General features: G+C 46.8%; 26 protein-coding genes and 1 tRNA gene. 20 read left to right on the top strand and 7 right to left on the bottom strand.

Translation table 11 applies throughout. The features are described from left to right. From thrS to KJB30_RS01065, 9 genes are all read left to right on the top strand, one after another. Nucleotides 1-1,911 carry a threonine--tRNA ligase gene (gene thrS / locus KJB30_RS01105; RefSeq protein ID WP_214296074.1) on the top strand — a complete coding sequence of 637 codons (1,911 nt, stop codon included), beginning with the start codon at nt 1-3 and terminating at the stop codon, nt 1,909-1,911. Nucleotides 1,912-1,955: 44 nt separating this feature from the next. Further along, on the top strand, nt 1,956-2,474 hold the full coding sequence (gene infC, locus KJB30_RS01100; protein WP_214296242.1) for a translation initiation factor IF-3: 519 nt from the start codon (nt 1,956-1,958) through the stop codon (nt 2,472-2,474). Between the two features lie 36 nt (nt 2,475-2,510). Beyond that, complete coding sequence (rpmI, locus tag KJB30_RS01095) at nt 2,511-2,708, top strand: 50S ribosomal protein L35 (RefSeq protein WP_214296073.1); 198 nt, start codon at nt 2,511-2,513, stop codon at nt 2,706-2,708. A 75-nt stretch (nt 2,709-2,783) separates the two neighbouring features. Beyond that, on the top strand, nt 2,784-3,137 hold the full coding sequence (gene rplT, locus KJB30_RS01090; RefSeq protein WP_214296072.1) for a 50S ribosomal protein L20: 354 nt from the start codon (nt 2,784-2,786) through the stop codon (nt 3,135-3,137). Between the two features lie 77 nt (nt 3,138-3,214). Continuing rightward, complete coding sequence (gene pheS, locus KJB30_RS01085; RefSeq protein ID WP_214296071.1) at nt 3,215-4,231, top strand: phenylalanine--tRNA ligase subunit alpha; 1,017 nt, start codon at nt 3,215-3,217, stop codon at nt 4,229-4,231. 65 nt (nt 4,232-4,296) lie between these two features. After that, a complete protein-coding gene (pheT, locus tag KJB30_RS01080) occupies nt 4,297-6,702 on the top strand; it encodes a phenylalanine--tRNA ligase subunit beta (protein ID WP_214296070.1) in 2,406 nt (801 codons plus the stop codon). 85 nt (nt 6,703-6,787) lie between these two features. Then, the gene (locus tag KJB30_RS01075) at nt 6,788-7,081 is read left to right on the top strand and encodes an integration host factor subunit alpha (RefSeq protein ID WP_214296069.1); all 294 of its coding nucleotides are present in this window, start codon (nt 6,788-6,790) and stop codon (nt 7,079-7,081) included. A gap of 8 nt (nt 7,082-7,089) precedes the next feature. Next, nucleotides 7,090-7,440: a MerR family transcriptional regulator gene (locus KJB30_RS01070; RefSeq protein ID WP_214296068.1), complete on the top strand. Its 351-nt coding sequence runs from the start codon at nt 7,090-7,092 to the stop codon at nt 7,438-7,440. A gap of 422 nt (nt 7,441-7,862) precedes the next feature. Then, complete coding sequence (locus KJB30_RS01065; RefSeq protein WP_214296067.1) at nt 7,863-9,041, top strand: MFS transporter; 1,179 nt, start codon at nt 7,863-7,865, stop codon at nt 9,039-9,041. A 69-nt stretch (nt 9,042-9,110) separates the two neighbouring features. Here KJB30_RS01065 and KJB30_RS01060 read toward each other — a convergent pair whose 3' ends face one another. Continuing rightward, a complete protein-coding gene (locus KJB30_RS01060) occupies nt 9,111-10,373 on the bottom strand; it encodes a sensor histidine kinase (protein WP_214296066.1) in 1,263 nt (420 codons plus the stop codon). 315 nt (nt 10,374-10,688) lie between these two features. Here KJB30_RS01060 and purE point away from each other — a divergent pair, with 315 nt between their 5' ends. From purE to KJB30_RS01040, 4 genes are all read left to right on the top strand, one after another. Further along, nucleotides 10,689-11,213, top strand: coding sequence for a 5-(carboxyamino)imidazole ribonucleotide mutase (gene purE, locus KJB30_RS01055; RefSeq protein ID WP_214296065.1), 525 nt, complete (start codon nt 10,689-10,691; stop codon nt 11,211-11,213). A 35-nt stretch (nt 11,214-11,248) separates the two neighbouring features. Then, nucleotides 11,249-11,794, top strand: coding sequence for a YaeQ family protein (locus KJB30_RS01050; RefSeq protein WP_214296064.1), 546 nt, complete (start codon nt 11,249-11,251; stop codon nt 11,792-11,794). Nucleotides 11,795-12,007: 213 nt separating this feature from the next. Next, nucleotides 12,008-12,084: transfer RNA gene (locus KJB30_RS01045), tRNA-Pro, on the top strand. A gap of 177 nt (nt 12,085-12,261) precedes the next feature. Next, nucleotides 12,262-13,497: a tyrosine-type recombinase/integrase gene (locus KJB30_RS01040; RefSeq protein WP_214296063.1), complete on the top strand. Its 1,236-nt coding sequence runs from the start codon at nt 12,262-12,264 to the stop codon at nt 13,495-13,497. Between the two features lie 214 nt (nt 13,498-13,711). On the opposite strand, the gene KJB30_RS01035 is transcribed toward KJB30_RS01040, so the two are convergent. Together KJB30_RS01035 and KJB30_RS01030 are read right to left on the bottom strand one after the other, a co-directional pair. Beyond that, nucleotides 13,712-14,668 carry a class I SAM-dependent methyltransferase gene (locus tag KJB30_RS01035; protein ID WP_246545408.1) on the bottom strand — a complete coding sequence of 319 codons (957 nt, stop codon included), beginning with the start codon at nt 14,666-14,668 and terminating at the stop codon, nt 13,712-13,714. Nucleotides 14,669-14,831: 163 nt separating this feature from the next. Beyond that, entirely contained in the window at nt 14,832-15,749 is a 918-nt protein-coding gene (locus tag KJB30_RS01030) for a cation diffusion facilitator family transporter (RefSeq protein WP_281415398.1), read from the bottom strand. Nucleotides 15,750-16,007: 258 nt separating this feature from the next. Between KJB30_RS01030 and KJB30_RS01025 the strand changes: the two genes are divergently transcribed. From KJB30_RS01025 to KJB30_RS01010, 4 genes are all read left to right on the top strand, one after another. After that, nucleotides 16,008-17,492 carry a vitamin K epoxide reductase family protein gene (locus KJB30_RS01025; RefSeq protein ID WP_246545407.1) on the top strand — a complete coding sequence of 495 codons (1,485 nt, stop codon included), beginning with the start codon at nt 16,008-16,010 and terminating at the stop codon, nt 17,490-17,492. Between the two features lie 730 nt (nt 17,493-18,222). Then, complete coding sequence (gene pal / locus KJB30_RS01020) at nt 18,223-18,822, top strand: peptidoglycan-associated lipoprotein Pal (RefSeq protein WP_214296061.1); 600 nt, start codon at nt 18,223-18,225, stop codon at nt 18,820-18,822. A gap of 50 nt (nt 18,823-18,872) precedes the next feature. Next, complete coding sequence (locus KJB30_RS01015; RefSeq protein WP_214296060.1) at nt 18,873-20,729, top strand: tetratricopeptide repeat protein; 1,857 nt, start codon at nt 18,873-18,875, stop codon at nt 20,727-20,729. Nucleotides 20,730-20,942: 213 nt separating this feature from the next. Continuing rightward, entirely contained in the window at nt 20,943-21,767 is an 825-nt protein-coding gene (locus tag KJB30_RS01010) for a diguanylate cyclase (RefSeq protein WP_214296059.1), read from the top strand. A 203-nt stretch (nt 21,768-21,970) separates the two neighbouring features. On the opposite strand, the gene KJB30_RS01005 is transcribed toward KJB30_RS01010, so the two are convergent. Next, complete coding sequence (locus KJB30_RS01005; RefSeq protein ID WP_214296058.1) at nt 21,971-22,306, bottom strand: HdeA/HdeB family chaperone; 336 nt, start codon at nt 22,304-22,306, stop codon at nt 21,971-21,973. 161 nt (nt 22,307-22,467) lie between these two features. Between KJB30_RS01005 and KJB30_RS01000 the strand changes: the two genes are divergently transcribed. Further along, nucleotides 22,468-23,184 carry a hypothetical protein gene (locus tag KJB30_RS01000; RefSeq protein ID WP_214296057.1) on the top strand — a complete coding sequence of 239 codons (717 nt, stop codon included), beginning with the start codon at nt 22,468-22,470 and terminating at the stop codon, nt 23,182-23,184. Between the two features lie 82 nt (nt 23,185-23,266). Continuing rightward, nucleotides 23,267-23,539: a cytochrome c7 gene (locus tag KJB30_RS00995; protein WP_214296056.1), complete on the top strand. Its 273-nt coding sequence runs from the start codon at nt 23,267-23,269 to the stop codon at nt 23,537-23,539. A gap of 95 nt (nt 23,540-23,634) precedes the next feature. Here KJB30_RS00995 and KJB30_RS00990 read toward each other — a convergent pair whose 3' ends face one another. After that, nucleotides 23,635-24,957, bottom strand: a complete 1,323-nt coding sequence (locus KJB30_RS00990; protein WP_214296055.1) for an IS5 family transposase — start codon at nt 24,955-24,957, stop codon at nt 23,635-23,637. 316 nt (nt 24,958-25,273) lie between these two features. On the opposite strand from KJB30_RS00990, the gene KJB30_RS00985 reads away from it, so the two are divergent. Next, nucleotides 25,274-25,630, top strand: coding sequence for a DUF1622 domain-containing protein (locus KJB30_RS00985; RefSeq protein WP_214296054.1), 357 nt, complete (start codon nt 25,274-25,276; stop codon nt 25,628-25,630). A gap of 310 nt (nt 25,631-25,940) precedes the next feature. Here the strand turns inward: KJB30_RS00985 and KJB30_RS00980 are convergent, their stop codons facing one another. Both KJB30_RS00980 and KJB30_RS00975 read right to left on the bottom strand, forming a co-directional pair. Next, on the bottom strand, nt 25,941-26,306 hold the full coding sequence (locus tag KJB30_RS00980) for a YidH family protein (protein ID WP_214296053.1): 366 nt from the start codon (nt 26,304-26,306) through the stop codon (nt 25,941-25,943). A gap of 82 nt (nt 26,307-26,388) precedes the next feature. After that, nucleotides 26,389-26,694 (bottom strand): hypothetical protein, encoded by a 306-nt coding sequence (locus tag KJB30_RS00975; protein ID WP_214296052.1) that lies wholly within the window; start codon nt 26,692-26,694, stop codon nt 26,389-26,391. Nucleotides 26,695-26,808: the final 114 nt, after the last annotated feature.

Here is a 26,808-nt window from a genome sequence, read left to right as displayed (position 1 = left end):
ATGTCAAATATCAAAATTACTCTTCCAGACGGTTCAGTGCGTGAAATGGCTTTCGGAGCCACGATTGCAGATCTTGCCGCCTCCATTGGTGCCGGTCTAGCCAAGGCAGCAATTGCTGGCAGGGTCAATGGAACATTGGTTGATGTTTCAACTCCGCTTAGTGATGGCGCGCAGGTTGAGATTGTCACTGATAAGAATTCTGAAGCACTTGAGATAATCCGTCACTCCGCCTCCCATCTCATGGCCCAAGCTGTTAAAGACCTGTTTCCGGCAGCCAAGGTGACTATCGGGCCTGCCATTGAGAATGGCTTCTATTATGACTTTGACATGGATACACCCTTTACTCCTGAAGATCTTGAGCGCATTGAAACAAGAATGGCAGAGTTGGCCAAGGCGGATCTCAAAATCAAACGGCAGGTGTTGTCCAGTGCTGATGCTGTGGCAATGTTTTCCGGCATGGGTGAGTCATACAAGGTTGAATTGATAAATGATTTGGGCGTAGAAAGCGTATCGGTTTATAGTCAAGGTGATTTTGCCGACCTTTGCCGCGGCCCCCACCTTCCATCCACGTCCCGTATAAAAGCTTTTAAGCTTCTATCCATTGCAGGTGCCTACTGGCGTGGTAATGAAAACAACAAAATGCTGCAACGTATATACGGTACAGCATTTGCGGACAAAAAAGAGTTGGAAGCTTACCTGCATCGTATGGAAGAAGCCAAAAGGCGGGATCACCGCAAAATTGGTAGGGAACTTGATTTGTTTTCGTTCTCTGACGAAGTAGGTGCTGGGTTTGCAATATGGCATCCCAAAGGTGCCATGCTGCGTACCATTCTGGAGGATTTCGAGCGTCGCGAGCACTTGAAACGTGGTTACGACATTGTGCTGGGGCCACAAATCCTCAAGACAGAACTCTGGCAGCGCTCAGGTCATTACGAAAATTATCGTGAGAACATGTATTTCACAGAAGTGGATGAGCAGGGATTCGGGATAAAACCGATGAACTGTCTTTCCCATATGATGATTTACAAATCACATCTGCGCAGCTATCGCGATCTTCCTCTCCGGTTTTTCGAGCTAGGTACCGTTCATCGTCATGAACGTGCCGGTGTGTTGCATGGACTATTGAGGGTGCGTTGCTTTACACAGGATGATGCTCATATCCTTTGCACCCCCGAACAACTTGATGCAGAGATAAAGGGTGTTCTTTCCTTTGTCAATGATGTGATGGGTAAATTCGGATTTGAATATGAAATGGAGCTTTCGACTCGTCCGGAGAAATCAATAGGTTCTGACCAGGATTGGGAGAGTGCAACCAATGCCTTATTGTCTGCTCTGAAGGATTCAGGACGTCCCTTTGAAGTTAATGAAGGTGATGGTGCATTCTATGGTCCCAAGATTGACATCAAACTGCGTGATTGTCTTGACAGAAAGTGGCAGTGTGCTACTATTCAGTGCGATTTTACCTTGCCTGAACGTTTTGATTTGACTTACATCGGTAGCGATGGTGAAAAAAAACGACCGGTAATGGTACATCGTGTAATTCTTGGTTCCATTGAACGTTTTATTGGTGTTCTTATTGAACATTTTGCCGGAAGTTTTCCTCTTTGGCTCTCACCTGTGCAGGCTGTTGTACTTACTGTTACTGATAATCAGATTCCTTACGCTCAAGATGTTCTTTCACAGTTAAGGGAATCCGGTGTCAGAGTTCAGGGCGATTTCCGTAATGAAAAACTAAGTTTCAAAATTCGTGAGGCTCAACTCCAGAAAGTCCCTTACATGCTAGTGATCGGGGACAAGGAGATGGAGTTGGGAATGGTGACCCCCAGATTCCGGGACGGTAATAATTTACATGCCATGAAGCCGTCTGAATTTGTCACTTTTGTTGGGCACGAAACTAAAAATTATAAATAGATGCTTTTAAACGACTTTAAATCGTTCATCCAGGAGGTGTAGTCATAGCAAAACCGACCGTTAACATTAATAATGCTATCCGTGCAATGGAAGTCCGAGTAATCGGAGCAGATAGCGAACAACTCGGTGTAATTCCGACATCAAAAGCGCTTGAACTGGCTGCCCAACAGGAACTCGATCTTGTCGAGGTTTCCCCTACTGCTGTACCTCCTGTCTGCAGAATTATGGACTATGGTAAGTTCAAATATCAACAGAGCAAAAAGCAGCAAGAAGCCAAAAAAAAGCAGATTCATGTCGAGGTCAAGGAAATCAAGCTCAGACCTAAAACTGATGATCATGACCTGATGTTTAAAGTCAAACACGTCAGACGGTTCCTTGAAGAAGGTAACAAGGCCAAGGTGACTTTGGTGTTCCGTGGGCGTGAGATTACTCACATGGATATAGGTAGGGCTGTTATTCAGCGTTTTGCAGCTGAACTTGAAGACATCGCAGTGATTGAATCACAGCCACGAGTTGATGGTCGCAATATGTTTATGATTGTTGCTCCTAAAGTAAAAAAATAATACCACTTTATGTAGTCAATACAGAAGGAGAGGAATATGCCGAAAATTAAGACCAACCGTGGTGCTGCCAAACGGTTCAAAAAATCTGCTTCAGGACGCATCAAGCGTGGAAGTGCTTTTACCAGTCACATCTTGACGCCAAAGACCACCAAACGTAAGCGCAATCTCCGTGGTGGGGCTATGGTCTCTGATGTCGATCAGAAAAATATTTCACGTCTAATCCCGTACAAGTAACGGGACCACGCCAAGAACCACGAGGATAGTCTCCCCTTGCGGATCGGGCATATTACAAAGATGAAGGAGTAAACGATGGCACGTGTAAAAAGAGGATTCAAAGCGAGACGCAGGCGTAATAAAGTATTGAAGCTTGCAAAGGGTTATCGTGGCGCACGGAGTAAACTTTTCCGTAGTGCGACTGAAGCAGTTGACCGTGCACTTAATTATGCTTTTCGGGACCGCAGGGTAAAGAAACGTGATTTTCGGAGTTTATGGATTACGCGTATTAATGCTGCTTCACGTCTAAATGGATTGTCCTACAGTAAATTCATTTTTGGACTCAAAAAAGCCAGTGTTGAAATCGACCGTAAGGTTCTGGCTGAAATTGCTGTTTCCGATCCAAAAGGGTTTGCAGAGATTGCAGGTGTAGCCAAGGCCGGATTCTAATTTCGGGACGCTATATTATTACAACAGAAGGAATGGGAGAAATTACTTCCATTCCTTTTTTTTAAGGGAAAAGTACCATGCGGGAACAGCTTGAACAATTACGGCATGAAGCCCTGAAGACAGTAAGTGATGCCTCTTCCGAGGAAACGCTTCAGGAAGCAAGGATTCGATTCTTGGGCCGCAAAGGTGAGTTGACGGCTCTAATGAAAGGGTTGGGCGGGTTGTCTGCAGACGAGCGCCCTGTTGTGGGGCAACTTGTCAACAGCATTCGGGATGAGATAGAAAATTTATTTGAGACTGCCTTATCCGCTGAACGCGAGCGAGCCACTGTCTCTCGTCTTCAATCCGAACGTATAGACATCACTCTGCCTGGCAGGCGAGCATTACGAGGTTCAAAGCACCCAATAACTCAGGTTATTGCTGAAGTCAGCGAGATTTTCGCAGGATTTGGATTTTCAGTTGCTGAAGGGCCTGAAATCGAGCATGACTGGTACAATTTTGAAGCACTCAACTTTCCTCCCGAGCATCCGGCGCGTGACATGCAAGATACTTTCTTTACCGAGAACAGTCTTCTTCTTCGCACCCATACATCCCCGGTTCAAATCCGCACAATGTTAAAGACAAAGCCACCATTGCGTATTATTGCACCTGGCACAGTTTATCGTTGTGATTCTGACGCCACACATTCGCCTATGTTTCATCAAATTGAAGGGCTGATGATAGACAAAGATGTTTCTTTTGCGGATCTCAAGGGAATTCTTACTATTTTTACCAATCAACTCTTCGGTCAGAAAACTGGCGTCCGATTGCGTCCCAGTTTTTTCCCATTTACCGAGCCCTCTGCTGAAGTTGATATTGCGTGCGTCATCTGCGGTGGAAAGGGATGCCGCGTATGCAAACAAACTGGCTGGCTAGAAATCCTCGGTGCCGGAATGGTTGACCCTGAAGTCTACCATCATGTCAATTATGATGCGGAGGACATATCAGGATTTGCTTTTGGTATGGGCATAGAGCGCATTGCCATGCTGAAATACGGCATAAGGGACATGAGGTTGCTTTTTGAAAATGATGTTCGCTTTCTCCGTCAGTTCTAGCCGAAGAGATTGATCTCACAGGAATATCGGTTGTATATTTTATCTCTTGTAAATGGTGTCAGATAATGAAAGTAACTTATAATTGGCTTAAGGAATTTGTTGATTTCGATCAATCTCCTGAGCAGTTGGCTGATTTGCTGACTATGCTCGGTCTTGAAGTTGAAGGCATGGAAAATTACGGTGCTGGAATGGACCAAGTTGTTGTCGCCGTTGTTGAAGAAAAGCGTCAGCACCCAAATGCTGACAAGCTGTCAGTGTGTCGTGTCAATAACGGACGAGAAATAGTTGATGTTGTCTGCGGCGCTCAGAATTTCAAAGCAGGAGATATTGTGGCGCTCGCTCAAATTGGTGCCGTATTGCCCGGTGACTTCAAGATCAAGCGGTCCAAAATTCGCGGTGAGGAGTCATGCGGCATGCTCTGCTCTGAAAAAGAGTTAGGTCTTGCTGAAGAAAGTGCCGGCATCATGATTCTTCCTCCAACCCTTGTCCCCGGTACGCCGGTATTTGAGTCACTCGGGTTAAAGGACACCTTTTTTGAAATAGGCCTGACACCCAATCGTGCAGATTGTCTGAGTGTAATCGGTGTTGCCCGTGAGATTGCTGCCAAGATCGGTACTTCAGTAAAATGCAATCGCATCGCCGTACCAGAACATGGACCGAGCATCAACAGTTCAATTACAGTTAGTGTTGAGGATTCTGAACTGTGTCCCCGTTATGCTGCTCGCGCAGTACATGGTTGTCGGATCGCTCCATCTCCCGAATGGCTTGTAAATCGATTGGCTGCAGTCGGTGTGCGTTCCATTAACAACGTGGTTGATGTCACCAATCTGGTCATGATGGAACTTGGACAGCCGCTGCACGCTTTTGATTGTGACCAGTTAGTCGACAGTCGCATTGTTGTCCGTCGAGCGTTGGAAGGAGAAATTTTTACTACTCTCGACAGTCAACAGCGAGTGCTTGTAGCGAGTGACCTTGTTATCTGCGATGCAGGAGGACCGGTTGCCCTGGCTGGAATCATGGGTGGTGAAAATTCCGAAATAAATGACTCAACTACTTCCATCCTGCTTGAAAGTGCGTGGTTCAAGCCCGCTGCTATCAGAACTACCAGCAAGCGTCTCGGTTTGCATACCGAATCTTCGCATCGTTTTGAGCGTGGAACCGATATTGATGGTGTTATTCGTGCTCTTGACCGTGCTGCCGCTCTTGTTGCTGAACTGGCAGGTGGGACAGTGGCACAAGGTTTTATTGATGTATATCCTGTAAAATCAGTGCCACCTGCAATTTCTTTTCGGCCTGAGCGTGCGAATGCTCTTCTTGGTATAAAACTTTCAAGCAAGGTGATGATTGATATACTCCGTGGTTTGGAATGTTCCGTGACTGAAATGACCGACGGTATTCTGATGGTCACACCTCCTTCTTATCGCATTGATATCGAGCGTGAAATCGACCTTGTTGAAGAAATTGCTAGATTGAACGGTTATGACAACATCCCTGCTTCCATGCCGATCGCGCGTGTAATATCAGATCGTCCCTCATTACATCAGCGACTCGAATCAATGCTCCGCAATATTCTTGTAGCTCATGGTATGAACGAGATCATCAATTTTAGTTTTACCACTCCTGATGCTGCTGATAAGTTGTTGATGTCCGATGTCGATCCTCGAAGGTCGGTTATCAAACTGGCAAATCCACTTGTCGAAGAACAGTCTGTAATGCGAACAAGTCTTATCCCGGGACTACTCGAGGCTGTGGCTAAAAATATAAGTCATCGATCCCTTGATTTGCGCTTGTTTGAAATGCGACGGGTGTACATTAACAGGCAGAATGAAGAAATGCCCCATGAGCCAATTTATTTGGTTGGTGCTTTTACCGGTGCACGTGAAAGAGAAGGATGGGGGAACAGTCGGGATTCTATTGATTTCTACGATGCAAAAGGTGTGGTTGAGAACCTGCTGGAAGAACTCCATATATCCAATGTAAAGTGGGTTGTTGATACGCCGGAAACATTTTATCATCCAGGAAAATCATGCAGTATTATGGTCGGCAAGGAACGCTTGGGCACAATTGGTGAAATTCATCCGACCGTTCAGAAGAATTTTGGGCTTGAAAAGCCGGTATTTTGCTTTGAACTTTATTTTGAAAAGCTAGTAGTACTACATAGGCTCAAAGCAGCCATAGTAGTACCTTCACGTTTCCCGGATAGTACCAGGGATCTAGCAATGCTAGCTTCGGATTGTCTTTCAGCTGAGAAGATTCTTGAAACAGTAAAAGGCATAAAAGCTCAGGAAATTGAGCATGCAGAGATTTTCGATGTCTATAAAGGTGCCGGAATACCAACAGGTTTCAAAAGCATTGCTATCCGAATCCGTTATAGGTCTTATGATCGAACTTTAACCGATGACGAAATCAATATTATCCATTCCAGAATAACAGAAAATCTTGTGAGTAAATTGAAGGTTTCGATTAGATAAAAACCTATTGCGAAACCTATTTCCCTATGCTATAAAGACTTTCCTTTGCATCCTGCCACAAAAAAAGCTGTAAAATGAGGTTGTTATGACCAAAGCGGACATAGTAGAAAGAATTCATCAGAAGATCGGTTTCTCTAAAAAAGAATCTGCCGAGATGGTAGAAACAGTTTTCAGTATTATCAAAAATACTTTGGAAACTGGGGAAAAGATAAAGATTGCCGGCTTTGGTAATTTTGTCGTTAAGCAAAAGGCTGACCGTAGGGGACGTAATCCACAAACAGGTGAAACTATCACTATTGGTGCTCGTCGAATATTAACTTTCAAGCCAAGCCAGGTTCTTAAAAACGCCATCAATGATGAGGCAGAAGAAGCAGCCTAGTTGCCAATATGGATCTTGAATTCCCTGACAAGCTTTATTACAAAATTGGTGAAGTGGCACAGCTTGCCAATGTAAGAACTTCGGTACTTCGTTTTTGGGAGTCTGAATTCTCCTTTCTAAAGCCTGAAAAAAGTAGTACTGGTCAACGTTTGTACAGTAAAAAAGAAGTGAAACTTATTCTTGAGATAAAGAACTTGTTGTACATAGATAAGTTTACACTTGAAGGCGTTAAGAAACGCATTTCCTCACGTGGCAAAATATCCTCTCCAGAAGAAACCCCACCGACTATCAGTTCAATTCACCTCGATCTGCTAAAGGAAATAAAATTAGAACTTTTGGCTATTCGTGGTCAACTGTAAGATGTGATGAGTGTATTGCAGTCGGATTACATCCTCAACAAAAATAATAAAGGGTTACGGTAAAACGTAGCCTTTTTTTGTGCTTAATTTTCTTTTTGCTCAATCTTATTTTGTTACACATATCCTTTGAATGCTAACTTCCATCAGAGAGCTGGAACCAGCTATTGGTTTGCGCTCTCACTTGTTACTGCGCCGATAATCTGTTGCCAAAGTATGCGCATAATGACCTTAAGCAAGCTGTCTAATCATTTAGAAGAAGACTCAGGAAAAGCCGGTAAGGGCAGCTTGTAGATGCAACCGCTCCGCAACTGGGAAGGGCAGCGCCAGAGTGTTCAGTTCCTAAAATGGGGCCGGAGGAAACAGATCAAATAATCATAGAATGTGGTCATGTGATGCATATGAGGCTTTAGAGGAAAGTAGGTATGTCACGTAATACAACTCTGCCTAGAGGAGTCATTGCACTCGGCCTGGTAAGTTTTTGCATGGATCTTTCCTCTGAGATGATCCACAGTCTGCTGCCACTGTTCATGGTAACAGTCCTGGGCGCAAATGCATTTTCTGTAGGAGTTATTGAAGGGATTGCTGAGGCGACAGCATCAATTATCAAAATTTTTTCCGGTGTGATTTCAGACTGGATTGGACGGAGAAAATTCCTCGTGCTGCTTGGATATGGCCTTGCGGCCATGACCAAGCCACTCTTCCCACTGGCTGGCGGTATCGGTGCTGTTCTTATTGCCCGTTTTTTAGATCGCGTCGGCAAAGGAATTCGCGGGGCGCCACGCGATGCGCTGATTGCCGATATCACACCGCCCGAGAGTCGCGGAGCAGCCTATGGTTTGCGCCAGTCTATGGATACTGTCGGTGCCTTTGCTGGGCCACTGCTGGCCATGGGGCTGATGTCGATCACCCACGATAATTTCCGAGTGGTATTTTGGGTTGCGGTATTACCTGCTATATTCTGTGTGCTACTGATCGTTTTTGGCGTGAAAGAACCGGGGACAGCTAGTCAAGCCACTTCTCCAGGGAAGTTTCCAATCAGCAAAACAAATCTTCAGCGACTGCCTGATCGATTCTGGTGGGTTGTAGCTTTTTCTGCAATATTGACCTTGGCACGCTTTTCAGAAGCTTTCCTGTTGCTGCGCGCCAAAGATATGGGACTTTCAGTAGCATTAGTACCTTCAGTTCTGATTTTGATGAATGTCGTATATGCTGTCAGTGCCTATCCTTTTGGCAAACTTTCAGACAATTGCAATCGGCGCAGCCTGCTTGTCTGGGGAATTGGTTTTCTTATAGTGGCCGACATTCTGCTTGCTGTTGCCGGTAGTATATGGATGGTATTTGTGGGAGTGGCAGCTTGGGGACTTCACATGGGAGCGACCCAGGGCTTACTATCTGCTCTGGTCTCTGATTCTGCTCCGTCGGAAATGCGTGGGACAGCTTTCGGTGTTTTTAATCTAGTAGGTGGCCTTGCTTTGTTTGGTGCAAGTATTATGGCCGGCGGCATTTGGACAGCTGCAGGCCCTGCAATGACATTTTGTGTCGGCGCCTGCTTTTCATGTGTTGCATTGGCAGTTCTTATTAGGCTTGGTGCGGAAAATTAAAATTTGGGGATTTATGCAACAAGATAGTCGATTACAGTTGCAGTAACGGTGAAGAATTACAAGGCCTGTTTAGGGTTCGCTTTGGCTTAATGGAGTCTTAATCTTAAATTCAGCGCCCCCCTCCACATTATGTGCTGTTATTGTTCCTTCCATGTTTTGTTCAATAATCATTTTTGACATGTAGAGCCCAATGCCGGTACCCATTGATTTTGTGGAAAAATAAGGTTCGAAAATTCGGTCCAGAAGGTCAGTGCGAATACCTCCACCATTGTCACGTAGTGTTACCACCCCTTGTCCTTCCTCGGCGCTAATATTGATGACAACCTCGCCCCTGGCAACGCCGTGTGCCAGAATAGCTTCTTTAGCATTGGAAAGCAGGTTGAGCAGCACTTGTGAAAATTCATTAGGAAATCCGTAAAGTACTACTTTTGGGTCTGAATCTACGCGAATGCTGATATTGGAATTGTTGAAGCTTGAACTCATTAAGTCAATGGCACTGGTAACCTGTTTGATGGCTGGAAATGAGACACGTTCTTTATCCGGACGGAAAAAATTGCGAAAATCGGTGATTGTTGCAGACATCTTCTGCACTAGACGATTGCCGTCGGCTGTGGCCTGCTCCATATAAGCAGCGTCCAATTCGTTGTACGTATATGCATCTTTAATGTTTGCCAATAGTAATGACAGCGCATTGAGGGGTTGTCGCCATTGGTGAGCGATATTGCCGATCATTTCACCCATGGCAGCTTGTCTTCCTTGTGTGATCATCATCTGATCCTTTTGGCGTAACTCTTCAATAGTCTTTTTGACTCGCTCTTCCAGAGATTGATTTATTTCTTCCAGTTCGAGCTGTTTTAAAGCCAGATTTTTCTGAGCCGCCTGGCGTTCAGCCACTTCTTTCTCCAGCTGTAGAGTTTTTTGCAGTACAAGTTTTTCAGCAATTTTAAGGTCTGTTATGTCACGGTTGCTGGCACGCTGTCCCATAAACGTCCCGTCGGGTCCATAGATGGCTCGGCAGACCTGCGAAATCCAACGTTCTTGTCCTTCATGGGTAATGATGCGAAAGACGAGTGGCTCAGTGCTTTCATTATGAAATATACGCTGCATGTGTTCTTTGAACAGAGTCAGGTCTTCCGGATGAATTATTCTCGCTAACAGATCTGAATCATTATAAAATTGATCTCTGGTGTAACCGCTCACCTCCTCGCAGGAGGGAGAGACATAGCGAAATGAGCCGTCAGTCGATAACCAATATTCCCAATCCATAGTAAAGTCAGCAACAGTGCGATAAAGCTCCTCGCTTTCCGGTAACCAATGTAAAGAATTTTTCAATTCATTCCTCCTGGTCCGATGCACACGTCAGACCATGTATCCCGCTGTTGTATTACAGTGTTTTAAAAGCGAGAAATTCTACCATAATTTACGCGACAATACATTCGGAATCTGGCAGTGACCACTTTTTTCGCTATCCAGTGCTGTGGTTTAAATATTTTTTTATTAAAACATAAGAGGCAACCTGGAAGAGTGGAACAAAAAACAAACCTTTCCATTGACAAAAAAAATCTCCCCGTTAAACTCACCTTCCTCTGTTGATATCTAAATTTCTAATGGGAACCCCATACTCATTAATCGTAAAAAGAGGAAAGAATGATTACAAAAAACGCCGCCGCTGTTCCCAATACTTCATTAGTCGGTATCCTCACCGGGAGCCCTAATGATCTACCGATTGTCGGAAAAGTTCGTGATACATTGGCCGAACTTGGCATTCCATGTGAAATAGTAATAGCTTCGGCCCACCGTACTCCGGATAAAGTGCTGGCCTACCTGGAGCGCGCTCACAGAGAGGGGGTGCAGGTCTTTATTGGCTGTGCCGGATTGGCGGCTCATCTGGCGGGAGTTGTTGCTGGTCACACGCGCCTGCCAGTAATCGGCCTTCCACTTGGAAATGGTCCTCTCACTGGTCTTGACAGTTTGCTATCAACAGTTCAAATGCCCCCTGGCGTGCCGGTCGCTACCGTCGCTATTGACGGAGCTCGTAATGCTGCCATGTTGGCCGCGAGGATTCTTGCCCTCAAATATCCTGCCATAGATAAGGCCCTGGAGATGGCTGCTCAACAAGAACGTGCACGTTATGATCAAACTGCCGATGAAGCTCTGGTAGCCCTGCAGTAGGCACATTATCACACATTTAGAGGCACCTACGGCACATGGCTCTACCATCAACAATTTACAAAGCCTCTATCCAGCTTTCTGATATTGATCGAGAAATATACCAAACCCTGCAGATAACAGTTGCCCGGCATCCCTCGGAAACTGAAGAAAGGCTGATCCTACGTATACTTGCCTATCTTATCTTTCATGAAGAAGGTTTGGTTTTTACAAAAGGAATCAGCGCTGCTGACGAACCTGATTTGTGGGTTAAAGGACCTGATGGAAGAGTACAATTATGGGTAGAGGTAGGACTTCCAGAATCGGATCGTATTATCAAGGCCAGCAGGCATTCTGAAAAAACTGCAATTTTATGCAGCGGCAAAACCCTTGCGAAATGGGATCAGCAGCACCTCTTAAAGCTGAACAGGTTGCCAAACCTACTTATTAAAGGTCTTGACTATTATTTCATAACTAAATTGGTATCTCGCCTTGAGCGTTTTATATCCTGGTCCGTTACGATAACTGAAGGAATTCTTTATTTGACTGTCGCCGATGAAACCATTCAGACACCGATTGCTGATCCAGTTGACAGCCTGAATTAATGGCCTATACAGTATATTCGTGCCAATCCGCGAGGAGTAAAAGAGAAGAGAAATTTTTTGAGGGTCAGGTGGTTGTAGATGAATGATGTTTTATTTCTTCTTGACAGTGAAAAAATATTATCATAGATTGTTTGTCTATTTTGTGACTCGCAGCGCTTTCCCCAATGTGGATTAGGCGCAAAAAAATAGGTAATAGCAACAATTGTATTAAAACGGTGCGTAGCGCAGCCTGGTAGCGCACTAGACTGGGGGTCTAGTGGTCGCTGGTTCGAATCCAGTCGCACCGACCATTAAATAGTCCGGAATGGTCCGGACGAGTTCAAAAGCCCTTGAGAAATCAAGGGCTTTTTCTTTTTTATTGTACTGAGCTGTTCAGCATGGTATGCACAGGTCCAATTGTTTTAGGGGCATTTTTGAGAGTTAAATGCCCCCATGAATATTTGGATGCCCCCAAGAGGAGGTAAGTCATGCCTAAACGGATTGCTCCGCTTACCGAGATGAAGGTCAGGAACGCAAAACCTGCATTGAAAGAATATAAACTCTACGATGGCGGAGGATTGCATTTGCTCGTCACTCCATCCGGAGGCAAGCTATGGCGTTTCAAATATCGTTTCGATGAAAAAGAAAAACGTCTTTCATTCGGTGCGTACCCTGCTCTGTCGCTAATGGATGCACGACAACGTCGTGATGATGCAAAAAAGTTGTTAGTTAAGGGTGTTGACCCTGATGCCGTTAAAAAGGCTCAAAAAGCTTCAAAAATACTCACTGATGAAAATAGTTTTGAAGTTATTGCACGTGAATGGCATAGAAAGTTTCTAACTGATAAATCTGATAGTTACCGTATAAAGATGCTGGCAAATTTTGAGCGAGATGTTTTTCCTTGGATAGGAGCTAGGCCGATAAATGTCTTGACTGCTCCTGAACTCCTTATGATGTTGCGCAGGATTGAATCTCGTGGTTCTCTCGAGACAGCTCATCGTACAAGATCGGCGTGTAGCCAAGTCTTTCGTTACGCAATCGCTACTGGGAGGGTGGAACGTGATTGTGCTGCTGATCTCAAAGGGGCTTTGCCTCCATATAAAAAAGGTCATCATGCCGCTATTACAGAACCAAAGCAGGTTGCAACTCTACTGAGGGCAATAGATGATTATGAGGGATCTTTTGTCGTCAAATGTGCTCTTAAAGTCGCTCCATATGTTTTTGTCAGACCGGGTGAATTGCGAGCAGCAGAATGGACCGAGATCGACCTTGCCACAGGGGAATGGAATATCCCATCAAAAAAAATGAAAATGAAACACCCTCACCTTGTACCCCTCGCCATACCAGTAATTGAAATCCTGAAAGAACTTCAACCATTGACCGGTCATAGTAAATATGTATTCCCCTGCAATCGTTCACCATTACGGTGCATGAGTGAAAACTCTCTCAGAGTGGCACTTCGACGTATGGGCTATAGTAATGATGAAATGACCCCACACGGCTTTCGAGCTATGGCTCGCACAATTCTTGATGAAGTATTGCAGATTCGGCCCGATTACATTGAGCACCAGCTTGCCCACGCTGTAAGAGATCCTAATGGTAGGGCTTACAATCGTACCGCTCATCTTGCTGAACGCAGAAAGATGATGCAGCTGTGGGCTGACTACCTCGATGGATTAAAACGTGGGACACAGGTTATACCGTTGAGACGTGTGGTTGAGTAGGCGAGGGGACCGCGAGCCGCGTGAGCTGTTATGTTGTCAATACCATTGGGTGGCTATTTCATGTTCAATATTTAGATATTGAAATATGCCCCCCGCAAGAAGCAGCACAAGCAAGCACTAAGCCATGAATTGCTGTGGCCTTGGTCATTAAGGTGTTCTCTGCTACGGATGCTATGAATTCTGCCGCCGGTCCACTCTCATTAAGCTGCGGGTGTCAACGTTCAGCAATCAAAAATGGACTCTTAATAAGCTCACAATGGTTGCAATGGGAGCGCATTTTCCATGATACAGCACCAGTGCGAGTAATCTTCCATGGTGGAGTCAGGATATTGCCTTTTCCCTCGAGAAGTGAACGAACATTTTCAAGCCCTCTTCCCTTATATGGACCGGTCATTGTACCTCCCAACCACAACTCCTCAGGAGCAGCGGTTGTAGACCATGAAAACGGATCAGCGAACAGGAATGATGAACTTTTAAGATTGGCAATGCGATTCATCTCAAATAGGTGGGCAAGTGGATAGCTGACCCGGTCTAGAAGATTTAATGAAGCAATTTGCTGAAAGGTGTTACGAGCAAAAGGCATTTTAAGGGCATCAGCCACCACAAATTCCAGTTTATCTGTGGGCCAGGCATCAGGTAATTGAATACGAAAAGATTCCCGCAGGTTCCCTTCCAAAGGAAGTGAAAAAATCAAGTGACGGTCCCGAGCCAAGCGACGGGCCATCTTGATAAAGTTGAATGAAAGATCACATCCCACCGCCCAACCGCCTCTGGCAGCCATTTCGAAAGTAACCCTTCCAACAGAGCAACCCGCATCGACTGCAGAAATGGTTTGAGTTGCCAGACAGCTTGCCCATGCTTTATTGGCCTCGGCGTTTTCCTGATCACCAGCCAAATCTGCAAAATGACTCCACAGGTAACGGTCAATAGTGTCTGATTCCTCGTAACGCCATTGACCACCGGAAGGGCCGCCGTCAGGGTGTTGAAGCAGGTATGCAATTCCGTCACGAATTGGAAAATTACATTTACATCTAGTGCAGGTTAAGTTCCCTGTAATGATGTCACCATCTTTTTCAGCCTTAATAGAATGAACAAGCTGGCATTCTTTAGGAAGGCAGGCAGGGCAGATGAGGTGCGGCAATAGGAAGGTTTTCATGATGGCAAAAATCATACTGTCTGTTCTTGACTTAGTCATCTTTTTTCTGTTTGAAAATATCTGTCAGACACCTTTGGAAGCTTCTACTTAATCCCACCAACTGCTCGTTGAGCCGGGTACGCCGTGCCGGGTAGCCCCGAATCAAGCTCAAACCCTATTCGTTGTTTTTTGTAAAAGTCTATTTCGGCCGGCGCCATGCCTCAGCTTCTATAAAAACTTTCTTTACCTCTGGTACCCGATTTCTGATAGCGGTTTCAAGCTCGACGACGGTACGCTCCACTTCCCCGGCAGGCACATGATCGGCAAAATCAAGACTCACAGTAGTCACGACGAAATCCGGCCCCATATGCAGGGTAAGTACTTCGTTGACGTGGTCCACATATTTGCCATCGATGAGAATCTTCCTGATCGCCCGCACCGTCTCGACGTCGGCTGCTTCTCCTATAAGCAGTCCCTTGGTCTCACGCGCCAGAAGCATGGCCGTCACGCCAAGAATGAGACCTATCACCACCGAAGCAGTGCCATCGAAGAGGGGACTTCCGGTAAGCTGGGTCAGGGAGATTCCCGCCAGCGCCACCAGGAGGCCTAGCATCGCAGCCGAGTCTTCCATTACAACCAGAAACAGGGAAGGGTCCTTCCCTTTGCGGATCGCCTGCAGAAAGCCCATTCTCGATTTTTCTTGCCGCCTGAATTCTCGTATCGAGATGACCCAGGAAACACCTTCGAAAACAAGTGCAGCGGTGATTATGATGTAAATGATAAATGGATTTTCAAGCGGGCTTGGATGCAGCAGGTGCAGGATCCCTTCGTAAAGCGAAATGCCAGCGCCCAGTGCAAAGATGAGGATAGCGACGACGAAACTCCAGAAGTATATTTCCTTGCCGTGGCCGAACGGAAACTGCTCGTCCGGGGGACGCTCCGCCCGGTGCAGTCCATAAAGGAGGAGTACCTGGTTACCGGTGTCAACGAGGGAATGGACGCCCTCGGAGAGGATGGCCGAACTACCGGTCGACCAGGCGGCACAAAACTTTGTACCGGCTATGAGTAAATTCGCCGTCATTGCGGCAAAAATCACCTTTTTTGTACTTGGTTTCATGGCAGCCTTTGAAGGGATTTACAGCAGAGGCAGCAGGATCTTGACCTCTATTGGAATGTCATCGGGGCTCTGCTGCTGATCAAAAATTTTAACTCTGAATACTCTTTTATCAATCCAACTCCTCCAAGGGCAAGGGGGCGCTTGACACAACTCCGGAAGGGGTGAGAATTGAAACTAAAGGTTTTTTGACTCCAACAGCCGTTGTTTACAGATTTGCCTCTTCTAGATACCGAGACTCTCTCCGAAAGTGGAGGAATTATGGCGGAATCAAAGGGAAAAATGGGAGGCAGAGGTGTTGCTCGGCCGGAGATGAAGAAGCCGGGGAATAATAACGAGATGCAGGACATGATGTCCCCGGAGCACCGCATGGAGATGCTCCGCATGCATCACCAGAAGACCCTTTGGATCTACTGGATGATCGTCATGCTCGGCATCTGGATGGCAGTGGCACCCGTAACCTTCGGCTTCGGCACGGCCATTACCACTCCGCACGATCGAACGGTGTGGCTTGATGTTATGCAGCGGGTGAATATCCTGCAGTGGAGCGACTTTTTATGCGGAGTCCTGCTCGTTATTTTTGGTTGGCGTTCCCTTTCCCCCGACCGTCCCTTCAGCCTTTGGGGGGCCTGCTTTGTCGGCGTATGGCTCAATTTTGCTCCGCTTCTCTTCTGGGCGCCCAACCCGCTTACCTATCTGAACGACAGCCTCGTCGGCGTATTGGTAATAGCCCTTACTATCCTTATCCCAGGCATGCCGAACATGATCAAGTTCATGCAGATGGGGCCGGACACTCCCCCCGGATGGTCGTTCAATCCCTCGTCCTGGCCGCAGCGCTGGATCATGATCGTCCTTGGCTTCGCCGGATGGCTCGTGTCCCGCTATCTTGCAGCATTTCAGCTGGGATACATTCCGGACGTCGCCGATCCCTTTTTCGGTAATGCGACCCGTCAGGTGCTGACCTCGAATATGTCCAAATCACTGCCGATCTCCGACGCCGGGCTCGGTGCCTTTGCCTACACGTTCGAGTTTCTGATGGGATTCATGGGGAGCCAGGCGCGCTGGCGCACCATGCCCTGGATGGTTACCTTTTTTGGAATTCTCGTGATCCCACTTGGGCTTGTCCATATCTTCCTTGTTGCATCGCAGCCGATCGTGGTCGGCCAGTGGTGCACCTTTTGCCTGCTAGCGGCTGGGATTATGCTGCCGATGATTCCCCTCGAAGCGGACGAGGTGGTAGCGATGTGTCAGTTCGTGGCGGCGAAGAAGCGACAGGGGGAATCTTTCTGGAAAGTATTCTGGCTGGGGGGGACGGTAGAGGGAGGGGGCAAGGACGAGCGGACCCCACCGTTGCACGAGCTTTCGTCGCAGCCGCTAGCTTTGGGAAAGGCAATGTTTTGGGGAATGACTTTTCCCTGGACGCTGGCTATTGCCGCCGTTGTCGGAGTGTGGCTGATGGCGGCGCCCGCCGTACTGCAGCAGACAAAAACCGGCGCCAATCTCTGCCATATCACTGGGGCTTTGATTGTCACTGTTTCGGTGATCGCCATGGGGGAACCGGTCCGGCTTCTCAGGTATCTTAACTTGATTACGGGTGCAGTGCTTGTAGTCGGTAGCTTCGTCATTGGAGGCGGGACCGTTGCAATTGTAAATGGTATCCTTTCCGGGGTTGTGATAGCTGGATTGAGTATACCCAGGGGGAAAATCATGGAGTCATTTGGCACCTGGGACCGGTTTGTTCGCTAAGACTGCGGCAATAGGGAAAAAGAAGGCATGATGGCATGTGCGGCTCGATTGTTTGCTGTGGCGTTTCGGTTGCAGTAGTTCCTGTGTGGTGTTGCAATTGAGAGGCGTTGCCGGCACATCTGCTCTCAGCCCTGGCAAAAACTGTCAGCTTTGCCGGGTGGATACCCCACTAAACCGATTCATAATGGCACACGATCCAGAAAGTAGAGGAGGTTAGCCCTTCTTCATCAGGGGTAAAAACGTAGTGTGCCTAACCTTGTTTTTTGATCAGGATCAGTGTATTTAATAGCGAATGACTGATAGCAGCGTGCATCAAAGACATGTTTCTATTTTCGTTACGGCCATTATTGCATTTTGTTTGGTGCTTGGTGGAATGCGTGTGCCTGATCTTTCGCGTCCTCATCGGCCCAAGCCGAGTCGAAAGGCCGTCATTGAGATTCAGGTCAAAACATCGCAGCAGACTGTTAATAAATTCATCGATTTTCTTGCCGTCATGGCAGCCCCCACCCAACTTCGGACTGTACTTCCCTACCGAACGAAGTCATTGCTTGCTGCTCACTTTACTGAATTTACTCTTCTGTTTTTTAACTCATCTCGCGCCCCTCCGTTAATCATCTCCTGATAATAATTAAATACTATCTTGTTACGCACTTATCTATTTCCTTGTACTTTTGTACTTGGGTGAATATTTGCGCCTTTATCTAACGTTTCTAATAATAGGAGAAATACAATGGAGAGATCTATCAATCGGCTTCTGCCGGTTGTTTTTGCGGGGATGTTCATGTTTGCAGGTTGTGCTACACAGGACGTCGTTAAAAAAGAAGAACCAATTGTACCGGTAGCAATATCCACGAAGCCTGATGATGGTGCGTTAAAATCAAAAACACCGGATAAGCCAACTATTGCAACAACGGCGGTGAATTCATCCGATGTTAAAGCCGTCGATCAAAAGAAGTCTCAGCAAGATTCCAAAGAGGCGTCAACCGCTGATCTGCAGCAATCGCTTGAGAATATTTATTTTGATTTTGATGCTTCAACGTTGAGTGATACAGCCCGTCAAACGCTTTCCAAGAACTTTGAATTATTGATGAAAAATCCTCGCGCAACAATTCGAATAGAAGGGAACTGTGATGAGCGTGGTTCTAGCGAATACAATCTTGCACTTGGGGAGCGGAGAGCGAAAGCAGCTGTTAGTTATCTGACAACTATGGGCATTCCATCTGGCCGATTGTCAACTATCAGTTATGGTGAGGAAAAACCGGCTGATCCCGGCCATAATGAAGCTGCCCTGGCCAAAAACCGTCGAGACGAGTTTGTTGTTATCAAATAAATCATCATACCAAAGGCCGCTACAGCGGCCTTTGGTATATAGAGGGACCCATGCACAGATGCATATATGGCTTAATACTAATCTTATTCACTTTTTTATTGTGTGGTTTTACTTGGGGATTCGGTAAAGGAGATCGCTGTAGTGAGGCAACTAAGGCCGTTGAGGGTGTTACCAATGAAACACCACCTGCAGAAAGAACCAAGATCGAAAAACAGATTTCTGCTCTTTGCCCCAATGGGGGAGCGGCTCATTACCTGAAAGGATTGGCTTTGGGGGCGAGTAATAAGTCAGAACAGGCCATAAGTGAGTATCGTAACGCTATTTCTAAAGAACCGTTGCTCGCTGATGCCTACGGCCAACTCGGGCTGCTAATGTTAAAGAAAGGAGTCCCGGATGAAGCATCCGTTAACCTTTACAGTTCTCTGAAGCTAAAAAACTCTCCAATTTACGCCAAGGCATTGGCTGACCTTTATCTTGAAGGCGAGTTCTATGGTCTTGCCTTGCTTAATTACGAACAGACCATGCCTACATTCGCTAATGATGTGTCTGTGCAAATCGGTATGGGTCAATGTTATTTGGGACAGGGGAATTTTGTAAAGGCTCGGGAAAAGTTCCAGGCAGTGTTGAATTTACAGCCTGCTAACGAAATCTCCCATTTGAAGCTTGCCGAAATATATCAAAAAGAAAAACAGTATGATCAGGCTATCGCCGAAATAAGGCTATCCCTTGCAGCCAATCCAGAGAACAGAGACAGTCACTACCGGTTGGCACAACTGCTCGAAATGATAGGTAATTCCATCGAAGCAGGTAATGAGTATCGCCTGGCTGGAGTTGAACGGAGCGTAAGCCCTACTGATCATATGCAAAGGGCTGCATCTTTTGCAGCAGCCGGGGCATATGATAAGGCGGCAAATGAATACAGTGCTCTGCTTCTGGAAAAGCCTGAAACTGCAGGAGTTCGTGAAAAGCTCGGAGATGCTCAAATGGCGGCCGGTCACGATCTGGAGGCTATCGCCGCATACGAACAGGCAGTTCGCCGCAAAGAGGGGAATGGACGAATCAGCTATAATCTTGGCGCTCTTTATGAACGCAAAGGCGCTTTAGATGAAAGTATCAGCCAGTACAAGGAGGCAATCAGGCTGGATGAAGATAACGGCGATGCAAGGCGACGTCTTGCCGAAATCCATGTGTTACGGGGAGAATTTACTGAGGCAATACAGGAGTATCGAGAGTTGATCAGCCGACACGGCGACAACCCGTTAAGCTACTACAAGTTGGCCCGTCTATTGGAAAAGAAACGGGACTATCAGGCAGCTACAAACGCTTATACAAAAGCCGTTGAACTTGATGCCGAGAACATTGAAGCGCATCGGGGGGTGGCACAGCTTTATATGAAACGAAAGATGCCGGATGAAGCAAAAAAACATCTACTGGAAATACTCCGTCTTATCCCCACCGATGTCGAGGCAAGGAATGCTCTCATAGCAATTTATGTAAAGAAAAAACAGTATGACGAAACGACAGCTCTCCTGGAAGAAGACGTTAATCTGAATCCCAACAGTGCCGATAGTCATTACCGCCTGGGAATAATGTATGCGTACCGGCATAACCATGATGGTGCTCTTGCACAGTTCCAAAAGGCGGTGGAAATAAAACCGGATCATGCACGAGCTTTAAATGGTATCGGAAAGGTTTACCTGAAAACTGGAGACAAGGAGAAGGCAAGGGAATCCTTTAATGCGGCACGGCAGGCCGATCCGCGATTACTGGAACCGGTGGAACTGTTAAGCCGGCTTGCTCCGGAGCAGGTTAAAAAAGTGTCCGTAAAAAGCAAGAAAAGAACTTCGAAAAAAATAAAAGTAAAACCTGCAAAAAAGGTAAAGAAAAAGAGAATCACTGGACGCTGATCCTCTATTTAAACAGTGTCAAAATCTCATGAAAGAAAGCTTTGGGAACCTGATGAAGCCGATAGACTACGGCAAGTTCTGGTCTGATTTGATCCCGAACAAGAAATATAGCTATGGCCAATCCAAGCTGCCTTCCCTGGAGAGACCTTTACCCGCTGCGCAAGGTGCTATAATAAAAAGAAGTATCTATATTTTAAAAAATTTGAGATCGACATGATTAAACGGCACATAATATTTGCCGCTTCGTTTGTTACTACGATAATCATCGGGTACTCCGACTATTTGAGCGGCGTTCATGTCTCGATGATGCTTCTTTACGCGGTGCCAGTCCTTCTTTCTGCCTGGTATTGTGGAAAAGTGGAGGGAATCTTTGTTGCTGTTGGAGCAACTGTGAGTTGGTTTTTAGTCAATGCAAATAATAACCCGTCTGGAGAGAGCGAAGCAGTTATGTCCTGGAATGCCTTCACACGGTTCGGCATTTTTGTTCTAATTGCATATACCGTATCACTGCAGGCGCAATTGCGCAGGGCGCTTGAACGCGAGAGGCTGCGTTCTGAAACTGACCGGCTCACGGGCCTGCTGAACAAAGGGGCCTTCCGTGACCGTGTCGAGGAAGAAATGGACCGCGCACGGCGATATAAACATTCGCTTTCACTTGCTTTCATAGATCTTGATAATTTCAAGCGGGTAAACGATACGCAGGGCCATGCCCGTGGCGACAGGTTGCTCCAGCAGGTCAGCGAAACCATACTACATGCGATTCGCAGAACCGATATTGCCGGTCGTATCGGTGGTGACGAGTTTGCCGTTTGTTTTGCCGAAACAGGCGAAGAAGAAGCGCGCAAGGCAATCAACCATCTCTTAAAGACGCTCCAGATTATGACCAGCCAATCAGGATGGCAGGTTACAGCCAGCATTGGTGTTGTGACCTGCCGTGAACTGTGCGACACCTATGATGCACTGCTGGGGAAGGCTGACAAGCAAATGTACCTCGCAAAAGAGAAGGGAAAAAACACAGCCGAGTTTGTTGCAATCTGACTTCAAATATGGTGATTCAGAAAAAATTCTCCCTCTCCGTTGGCTAAATCAAATCCTTTCTGGCATGTGTATCGCACGATATAGCTCCATCTCGACTTATAGTGAATATAATAATGCTCATGCCACCCAATCAGGAGTTGCCGACAGGTACCAGAAGAGTGGCATGAGCAGGATTTCGACAGTTAGCAGAAAATGGCAGTCGTTTAAAAAATCTTTTTCATTTCTGCCTTAAGCTTCTGCCAGACGGTGGCCTTCTGCTCTTTGGTACAGACTTCGGTAACGACCGGAACGATGCGGTCTATCTTTTCGATATCAATTACTTCATTCCCAGACTTCCCACCGCGTGCATGTGCTACACCATAATAAATTATTTTAGGTTTGATCGTCTCGTCCAGAGCAATAAACTCCTCACATTTCATGGTGGTTACGTTGGGCTTGTTCTTGCTGCCAGTGTCTTTTTTGCTGTGGCTATCGGCAGCCAGCGCCGTACTACAGGCAATTTGAACTACAGCTACCAGTATTGCTAACTTCAAGTTCATTTTATCCTCCCTTACTCGTTCTTGATTTTAAAACTTCACACAATAAAATCGTAATGCATCACTTAGAGTTGTCAAATTCATGCAGTTGATCAAGTTTCGGATATAATGTAGGTGGATTCTTAAGTTTCGTTTTCATTCTATGCCGACCAGAGGAGACTCCAATGTATTTAAAATTATCCTCAAGGCTACCACTTGTTCTGTCTTTGTTTCTTCTTTTAATCCTGACTCCATCACAAGATAGGTCTGCTGCGGCGGCTGAAAAGACCCACGCACCCTCAATTGCTGGTTTACCAAAAGTTCTCCCAAAGGTTACAAAAAATGCCGTAGGGATCTATCAGCTCGCAAAAGAGGGGCAATGGGAAAAAACACTGCTGGCTGTTGAGGAGATAAAAAACGTTATTCCGCAATTCAGTGTCGAAGGCTATGAACCCAGTAAAATCTATGCACCACAGCTTGGAAAGGTAGCAGGCGATCTGGCCGAGGCAGCTTCTGCGAAGGACAGGCACACAACGATGATGCTGGCAAACCGGATCACCCTTTTCTCATCAGGAATGGCTGCACCGCTCCGGCTGGTCATTCCGACCCCCGTTGAACTGTTGATGTTTTACGGGCGCGAACTGGAAATATGGAGTGACGCCAACGACACGACAAAGCTGGCCGACACGGTTGCCGGCATTGATAAGACATGGAGTGATCTGCAGCCGATGCTGGAAGCCCGAGGGGGAACTAAGGAGGCAAGCATGGTCCGACCTATCCTGCTCGGATTAAAGGCTTCGAAAAGCGCACAGGATTATGCCCAGTTCTCCAAACCCTTGCTGCATGCTGCAGAGAAGATTGAAATGATTTTTCGCCAAAATAGTGGGAATGGATCCAGGTAAATGTAAATTCCAGATTATGACAAGAACTAGTCCCGCTGCATGGCAAAGACTTGTCGGGCTGAAATAAAGGGAGAAATCAAAAATGAAAATTCTCATCGCAACAGTCACGGTCGTCATGTTATCTGCCGGAAACATTTTCGCTGAGGATGTCATCGTATTACCTGCCAAAAATGGCAATGTTGAATTCCATCACAAAAAACATCAGGAAATGCTGAAAACATGCATGCCTTGTCACGAAAAAAAACCGGGCAAAATCGAGGTTTTCGGCAAAGACTTCGCCCACAAAACATGCAAGGGATGTCATGAGGAAAGAAAAGCCGGACCAACCAAGTGTCCTGATTGTCACAAAAAATAATCCATGGATTGCGTTACCAGTCGACTACCTTCTGTTTAATTCGTCGTCCCTGAAAAATCCAAAATTTTGCCTCAGACTGGTTGGAATTGTTGTTCCTATAGCCGAGTCAGGGGTATCCAGCCGGTTATGAGTTGCCTGAACCGCTCTTTGAAAAGCCACAAAAGGATCGCTCGGAGGAGCTTCCTGATATTGAAACCGCATCCGGCCAGGATGGCGTTGATTTTGTCGCCTTCTTCGCCCTTCAGATAGTTGCGGTCCATCCGGTGATCTGACTTTGCGTGACCGATGATCGGTTCAATAGCACTGCGCCTTTTGAACCAATCCCATTCCCGGGGTTTCATGCTCTTCTTTTTCCGGTTAGCCAAGTGAATGGCGGTTTGCTTGATGACCTTGGCCTCGCCTTTGTAGCCTTTGTCGCAGTAGGCGTTTCCCGGACGCCAGCCGGTCAGGTCTTCCGTCTGCCTGAGAGCATCTTTCAAGGTGTGCCCGTCATACGGATTGCCATGAAGTGCCTGGACGCCGACGATCCAGTTGTCCTTGGATGTGCTGACCAGTGACACTTTGCAGCCGAATTCGTATTTCTTGTGGGCTTTCCCTTTGGCAATGCATTCCACCTCGGGTGCCTGCATGCTGTAGAGTTTGTTCTTGTCGTCACGCTTCTGGGTGAAGATCCGTTTGGCCCGTTGCAGCATGGTGGTAAGCAGCGGACCTGGTTCCTGGCATTTGCGCTCAATGTCACGAACAACCCGGCCAAGGTAGAGCCGGAGCCTCTTCTGCTCGCGTCTGGCCCGCTTCGCCTGACGGGCATGGCTGTAACGGCCCTGCATGATGAGCGCTCTCTTGCCCAACCGCTCGTAGCTTTGGCGAAGGTCGATGCCGTTTCTCTTTGCCAGGCGAACCAGAATGCGACGGGCTTTGTGGTACAGACGGGCGTCGGTCGGATAGGCAATGGCCTTCTCCTGCACGGTGGTATCGACATTGACCCGCTCCAGGTGTTCCTCAGTCACGTACTTCTTGGCCTTAGCGGTTTCGATGGTGGCTTTGAGAAGCTTCTCCATCCCTTTGTCCCCAATACGCTGACGCCACTTGACCAGACTGGTCGGGTCGAGCGGAAACTCGTGTTGGAAGTAATCGAAACCGCAGAAGTACTGCCAGTAGCCGTTCTCAATAAACTGGGCAACCACGGCCTCGTCGCTGACATTGAATGCGTGCTTGAGGTAGTGGAGAGCGACCATCAACCGGATCGGCAGACCGGGGCGCCCCACATTCACGACGTACAGGGAGCCAAACTCTCTTTCAAAGACCGACCAGTCGATGGAGTTCGCCAGTTTGAACAGAGGATGCTGGCGGTTAAGGAACTGATCCAGCCGCGAACGGAATAGATCACCTTGGTCAGAACTGCGTTGTTTTGGTTGCATGAAATCACCGGGAAATGATGGTGTAAGTCCAATTTCCGGCGATTTTATCATACAGTAATCGCTAATAAAACAAACAATATTAGCTAGTTAAAATATTTCAGGGACGACTAATTCCGTTCAATAAACCGTCCGTTGTGACAGTTTATCAATCTGGATGGACGCGGTGACCCTTGCCGCGCCCATGCTTGATCAGGATGCGCTCCAGGTTCGGGCTACATTCCTGTCTCTGTGGGGATGTGACGAGGATCTACAATGCCCTGCATGAACGGGCGATTGGTGCCAGGTACGATAAAAACGTGAACCGGAGAAGATTTGAATGGACGTTGTGGATTGGCTGATAAAATTCGTATCACTATCCCTTGAAGTTTCCGGCATTCTGGTGATTGCTCTGGGAGCGGTCTTTTCCACCGTGATTGCGGCTAACCGGCATTACAAGGATGATTCGTCGGTAGATATTTATGCCGCATATCGAAGGCAGCTCAGCCGTGCGATTTTGTTGGGACTTGAGTTTCTTGTGGCAGCCGATATCATACGAACCGTTGCTATTGAACCGACATTTACGAGTGTCGGCATATTGGCAGCAATTGTGATCATCAGGACATTTCTCAGTTTTACCCTCGAAGTAGAAATCACTGGAAAATGGCCATGGTCTCAGTGTAACCGCAATAATTGATTTTTTCTCTCAAATTTGCCGGACAGAAGTTTCCTTTGGCCCAGTGCTTTTATCACCTCATAAGTACCTGATTATCACTCCTGCAAAAAGCCACTTCTTCTTGCAACCTTTTAGGAAAGCAAATTTTCAAATAATTATCAATAGCCAGGTACCGGCTGAAGAGACTTGAAAATGCTTTGTCAGTCCTTCTCGCATTTCAATAAAAACGGGGAATTGTTCTCACAAAACGTGGTGGCATCACTGACACCCATCGATTAGCTGGATCGCCGATGAGGCCGATCGACTGTGGCAAGTTCTGGGTTTTATTCGACTAGAAACGAGACAGATATATAGCTATGCCCAGCCCAATAATGACAAGCACACCTGCGATAAAAAAGGCAAAGCTGGAGCTGAACGCGGACCTGAACTCACCGCGATCAAGTGCTCGGATGTGACGATGATGACGCAATGCTGCACATGAATTAACCAGTATTCCCAACAGGATCAGGCATATACCCAGTGGAAGAGAAACGCCAGCCCGTTCAGGTAAAAGTCTCCCATATGCCAGCTCTTCGCGGAGGAATAGCCCGAATCTGGCAACGATAAATCCGAAACCCATCAGGGCAAGTCCGGTCCTTATCCAGGCCAGAAATGTCCTCTCTTCAGCCAGATATATGCGTGGGTCAGATGGCTCCATCTTGATCCCTTTCAAGGAGGTCAAGCGCCTCAGTGCCGGCTAAAGCTGAGGCACTTGAATAAGAAAATGTATTATACATCGCTTATTTAAGCATGCTTTTGGATTTCATGGTTTCGCAGGGATTCCTCTTCATCACGGGTGGCGTGATCCCTCTTTCTTTGGCCCGCTCTTCCATCTGTTTGTGATGTTCATCTATATACTCTTTGCAGGCACCAAAATCTTTAAAGCTGCGCAATTTATTCTGGTGTTCTGTCCGTTCTTCCGGGGTCATCAGCTGCCATCCGTAAGTATTTTGTTGATTCCCCTGCCAACGCCATGATTTTCCGTAGGAAACGGAGACGGTGGCAAAGACGGCGCAGATCACTACAGCTGTGAACATTCGTTTCATGGTTTCCTCCCCTGTTACAGTTTTACCCTGGTATTTGTACGAGCCGGCCTTTTCAGTATAAAGCAGCCAAAAGACTTCGCACCCACTTCAATGGATTTGTGGATATTAATATTG

Origin of the sequence: Pelotalea chapellei, from assembly GCF_018531195.1 — a bacterium.
Taxonomy (GTDB): domain Bacteria; phylum Desulfobacterota; class Desulfuromonadia; order Geobacterales; family Pseudopelobacteraceae; genus Pelotalea; species Pelotalea chapellei.
The sequence above is the reverse complement of the archived record's forward strand: the minus strand, read 5'-3'. Positions and strand labels throughout refer to the sequence as shown.

What these genes read in the sequence shown, in the direction of transcription:
- thrS (WP_214296074.1), top strand. Translation starts at nt 1, where the DNA reads ATGTCAAATATCAAAATTACTCTTCCAGACGGTTCAGTGCGTGAAATG.
- rpmI (WP_214296073.1), top strand. Translation starts at nt 2,511, where the DNA reads ATGCCGAAAATTAAGACCAACCGTGGTGCTGCCAAACGGTTCAAAAAA.
- rplT (WP_214296072.1), top strand. Translation starts at nt 2,784, where the DNA reads ATGGCACGTGTAAAAAGAGGATTCAAAGCGAGACGCAGGCGTAATAAA.
- pheS (WP_214296071.1), top strand. Translation starts at nt 3,215, where the DNA reads ATGCGGGAACAGCTTGAACAATTACGGCATGAAGCCCTGAAGACAGTA.
- pheT (WP_214296070.1), top strand. Translation starts at nt 4,297, where the DNA reads ATGAAAGTAACTTATAATTGGCTTAAGGAATTTGTTGATTTCGATCAA.
- KJB30_RS01075 (WP_214296069.1), top strand. Translation starts at nt 6,788, where the DNA reads ATGACCAAAGCGGACATAGTAGAAAGAATTCATCAGAAGATCGGTTTC.
- KJB30_RS01070 (WP_214296068.1), top strand. Translation starts at nt 7,090, where the DNA reads ATGGATCTTGAATTCCCTGACAAGCTTTATTACAAAATTGGTGAAGTG.
- KJB30_RS01065 (WP_214296067.1), top strand. Translation starts at nt 7,863, where the DNA reads ATGTCACGTAATACAACTCTGCCTAGAGGAGTCATTGCACTCGGCCTG.
- purE (WP_214296065.1), top strand. Translation starts at nt 10,689, where the DNA reads ATGATTACAAAAAACGCCGCCGCTGTTCCCAATACTTCATTAGTCGGT.
- KJB30_RS01050 (WP_214296064.1), top strand. Translation starts at nt 11,249, where the DNA reads ATGGCTCTACCATCAACAATTTACAAAGCCTCTATCCAGCTTTCTGAT.
- KJB30_RS01040 (WP_214296063.1), top strand. Translation starts at nt 12,262, where the DNA reads ATGCCTAAACGGATTGCTCCGCTTACCGAGATGAAGGTCAGGAACGCA.
- KJB30_RS01035 (WP_246545408.1), bottom strand. Translation starts at nt 14,668, where the DNA reads ATGATTTTTGCCATCATGAAAACCTTCCTATTGCCGCACCTCATCTGC.
- KJB30_RS01030 (WP_281415398.1), bottom strand. Translation starts at nt 15,749, where the DNA reads ATGAAACCAAGTACAAAAAAGGTGATTTTTGCCGCAATGACGGCGAAT.
- KJB30_RS01025 (WP_246545407.1), top strand. Translation starts at nt 16,008, where the DNA reads ATGGCGGAATCAAAGGGAAAAATGGGAGGCAGAGGTGTTGCTCGGCCG.
- pal (WP_214296061.1), top strand. Translation starts at nt 18,223, where the DNA reads ATGGAGAGATCTATCAATCGGCTTCTGCCGGTTGTTTTTGCGGGGATG.
- KJB30_RS01015 (WP_214296060.1), top strand. Translation starts at nt 18,873, where the DNA reads ATGCACAGATGCATATATGGCTTAATACTAATCTTATTCACTTTTTTA.
- KJB30_RS01010 (WP_214296059.1), top strand. Translation starts at nt 20,943, where the DNA reads ATGATTAAACGGCACATAATATTTGCCGCTTCGTTTGTTACTACGATA.
- KJB30_RS01005 (WP_214296058.1), bottom strand. Translation starts at nt 22,306, where the DNA reads ATGAACTTGAAGTTAGCAATACTGGTAGCTGTAGTTCAAATTGCCTGT.
- KJB30_RS01000 (WP_214296057.1), top strand. Translation starts at nt 22,468, where the DNA reads ATGTATTTAAAATTATCCTCAAGGCTACCACTTGTTCTGTCTTTGTTT.
- KJB30_RS00995 (WP_214296056.1), top strand. Translation starts at nt 23,267, where the DNA reads ATGAAAATTCTCATCGCAACAGTCACGGTCGTCATGTTATCTGCCGGA.
- KJB30_RS00990 (WP_214296055.1), bottom strand. Translation starts at nt 24,957, where the DNA reads ATGCAACCAAAACAACGCAGTTCTGACCAAGGTGATCTATTCCGTTCG.
- KJB30_RS00985 (WP_214296054.1), top strand. Translation starts at nt 25,274, where the DNA reads ATGGACGTTGTGGATTGGCTGATAAAATTCGTATCACTATCCCTTGAA.
- KJB30_RS00980 (WP_214296053.1), bottom strand. Translation starts at nt 26,306, where the DNA reads ATGGAGCCATCTGACCCACGCATATATCTGGCTGAAGAGAGGACATTT.
- KJB30_RS00975 (WP_214296052.1), bottom strand. Translation starts at nt 26,694, where the DNA reads ATGAAACGAATGTTCACAGCTGTAGTGATCTGCGCCGTCTTTGCCACC.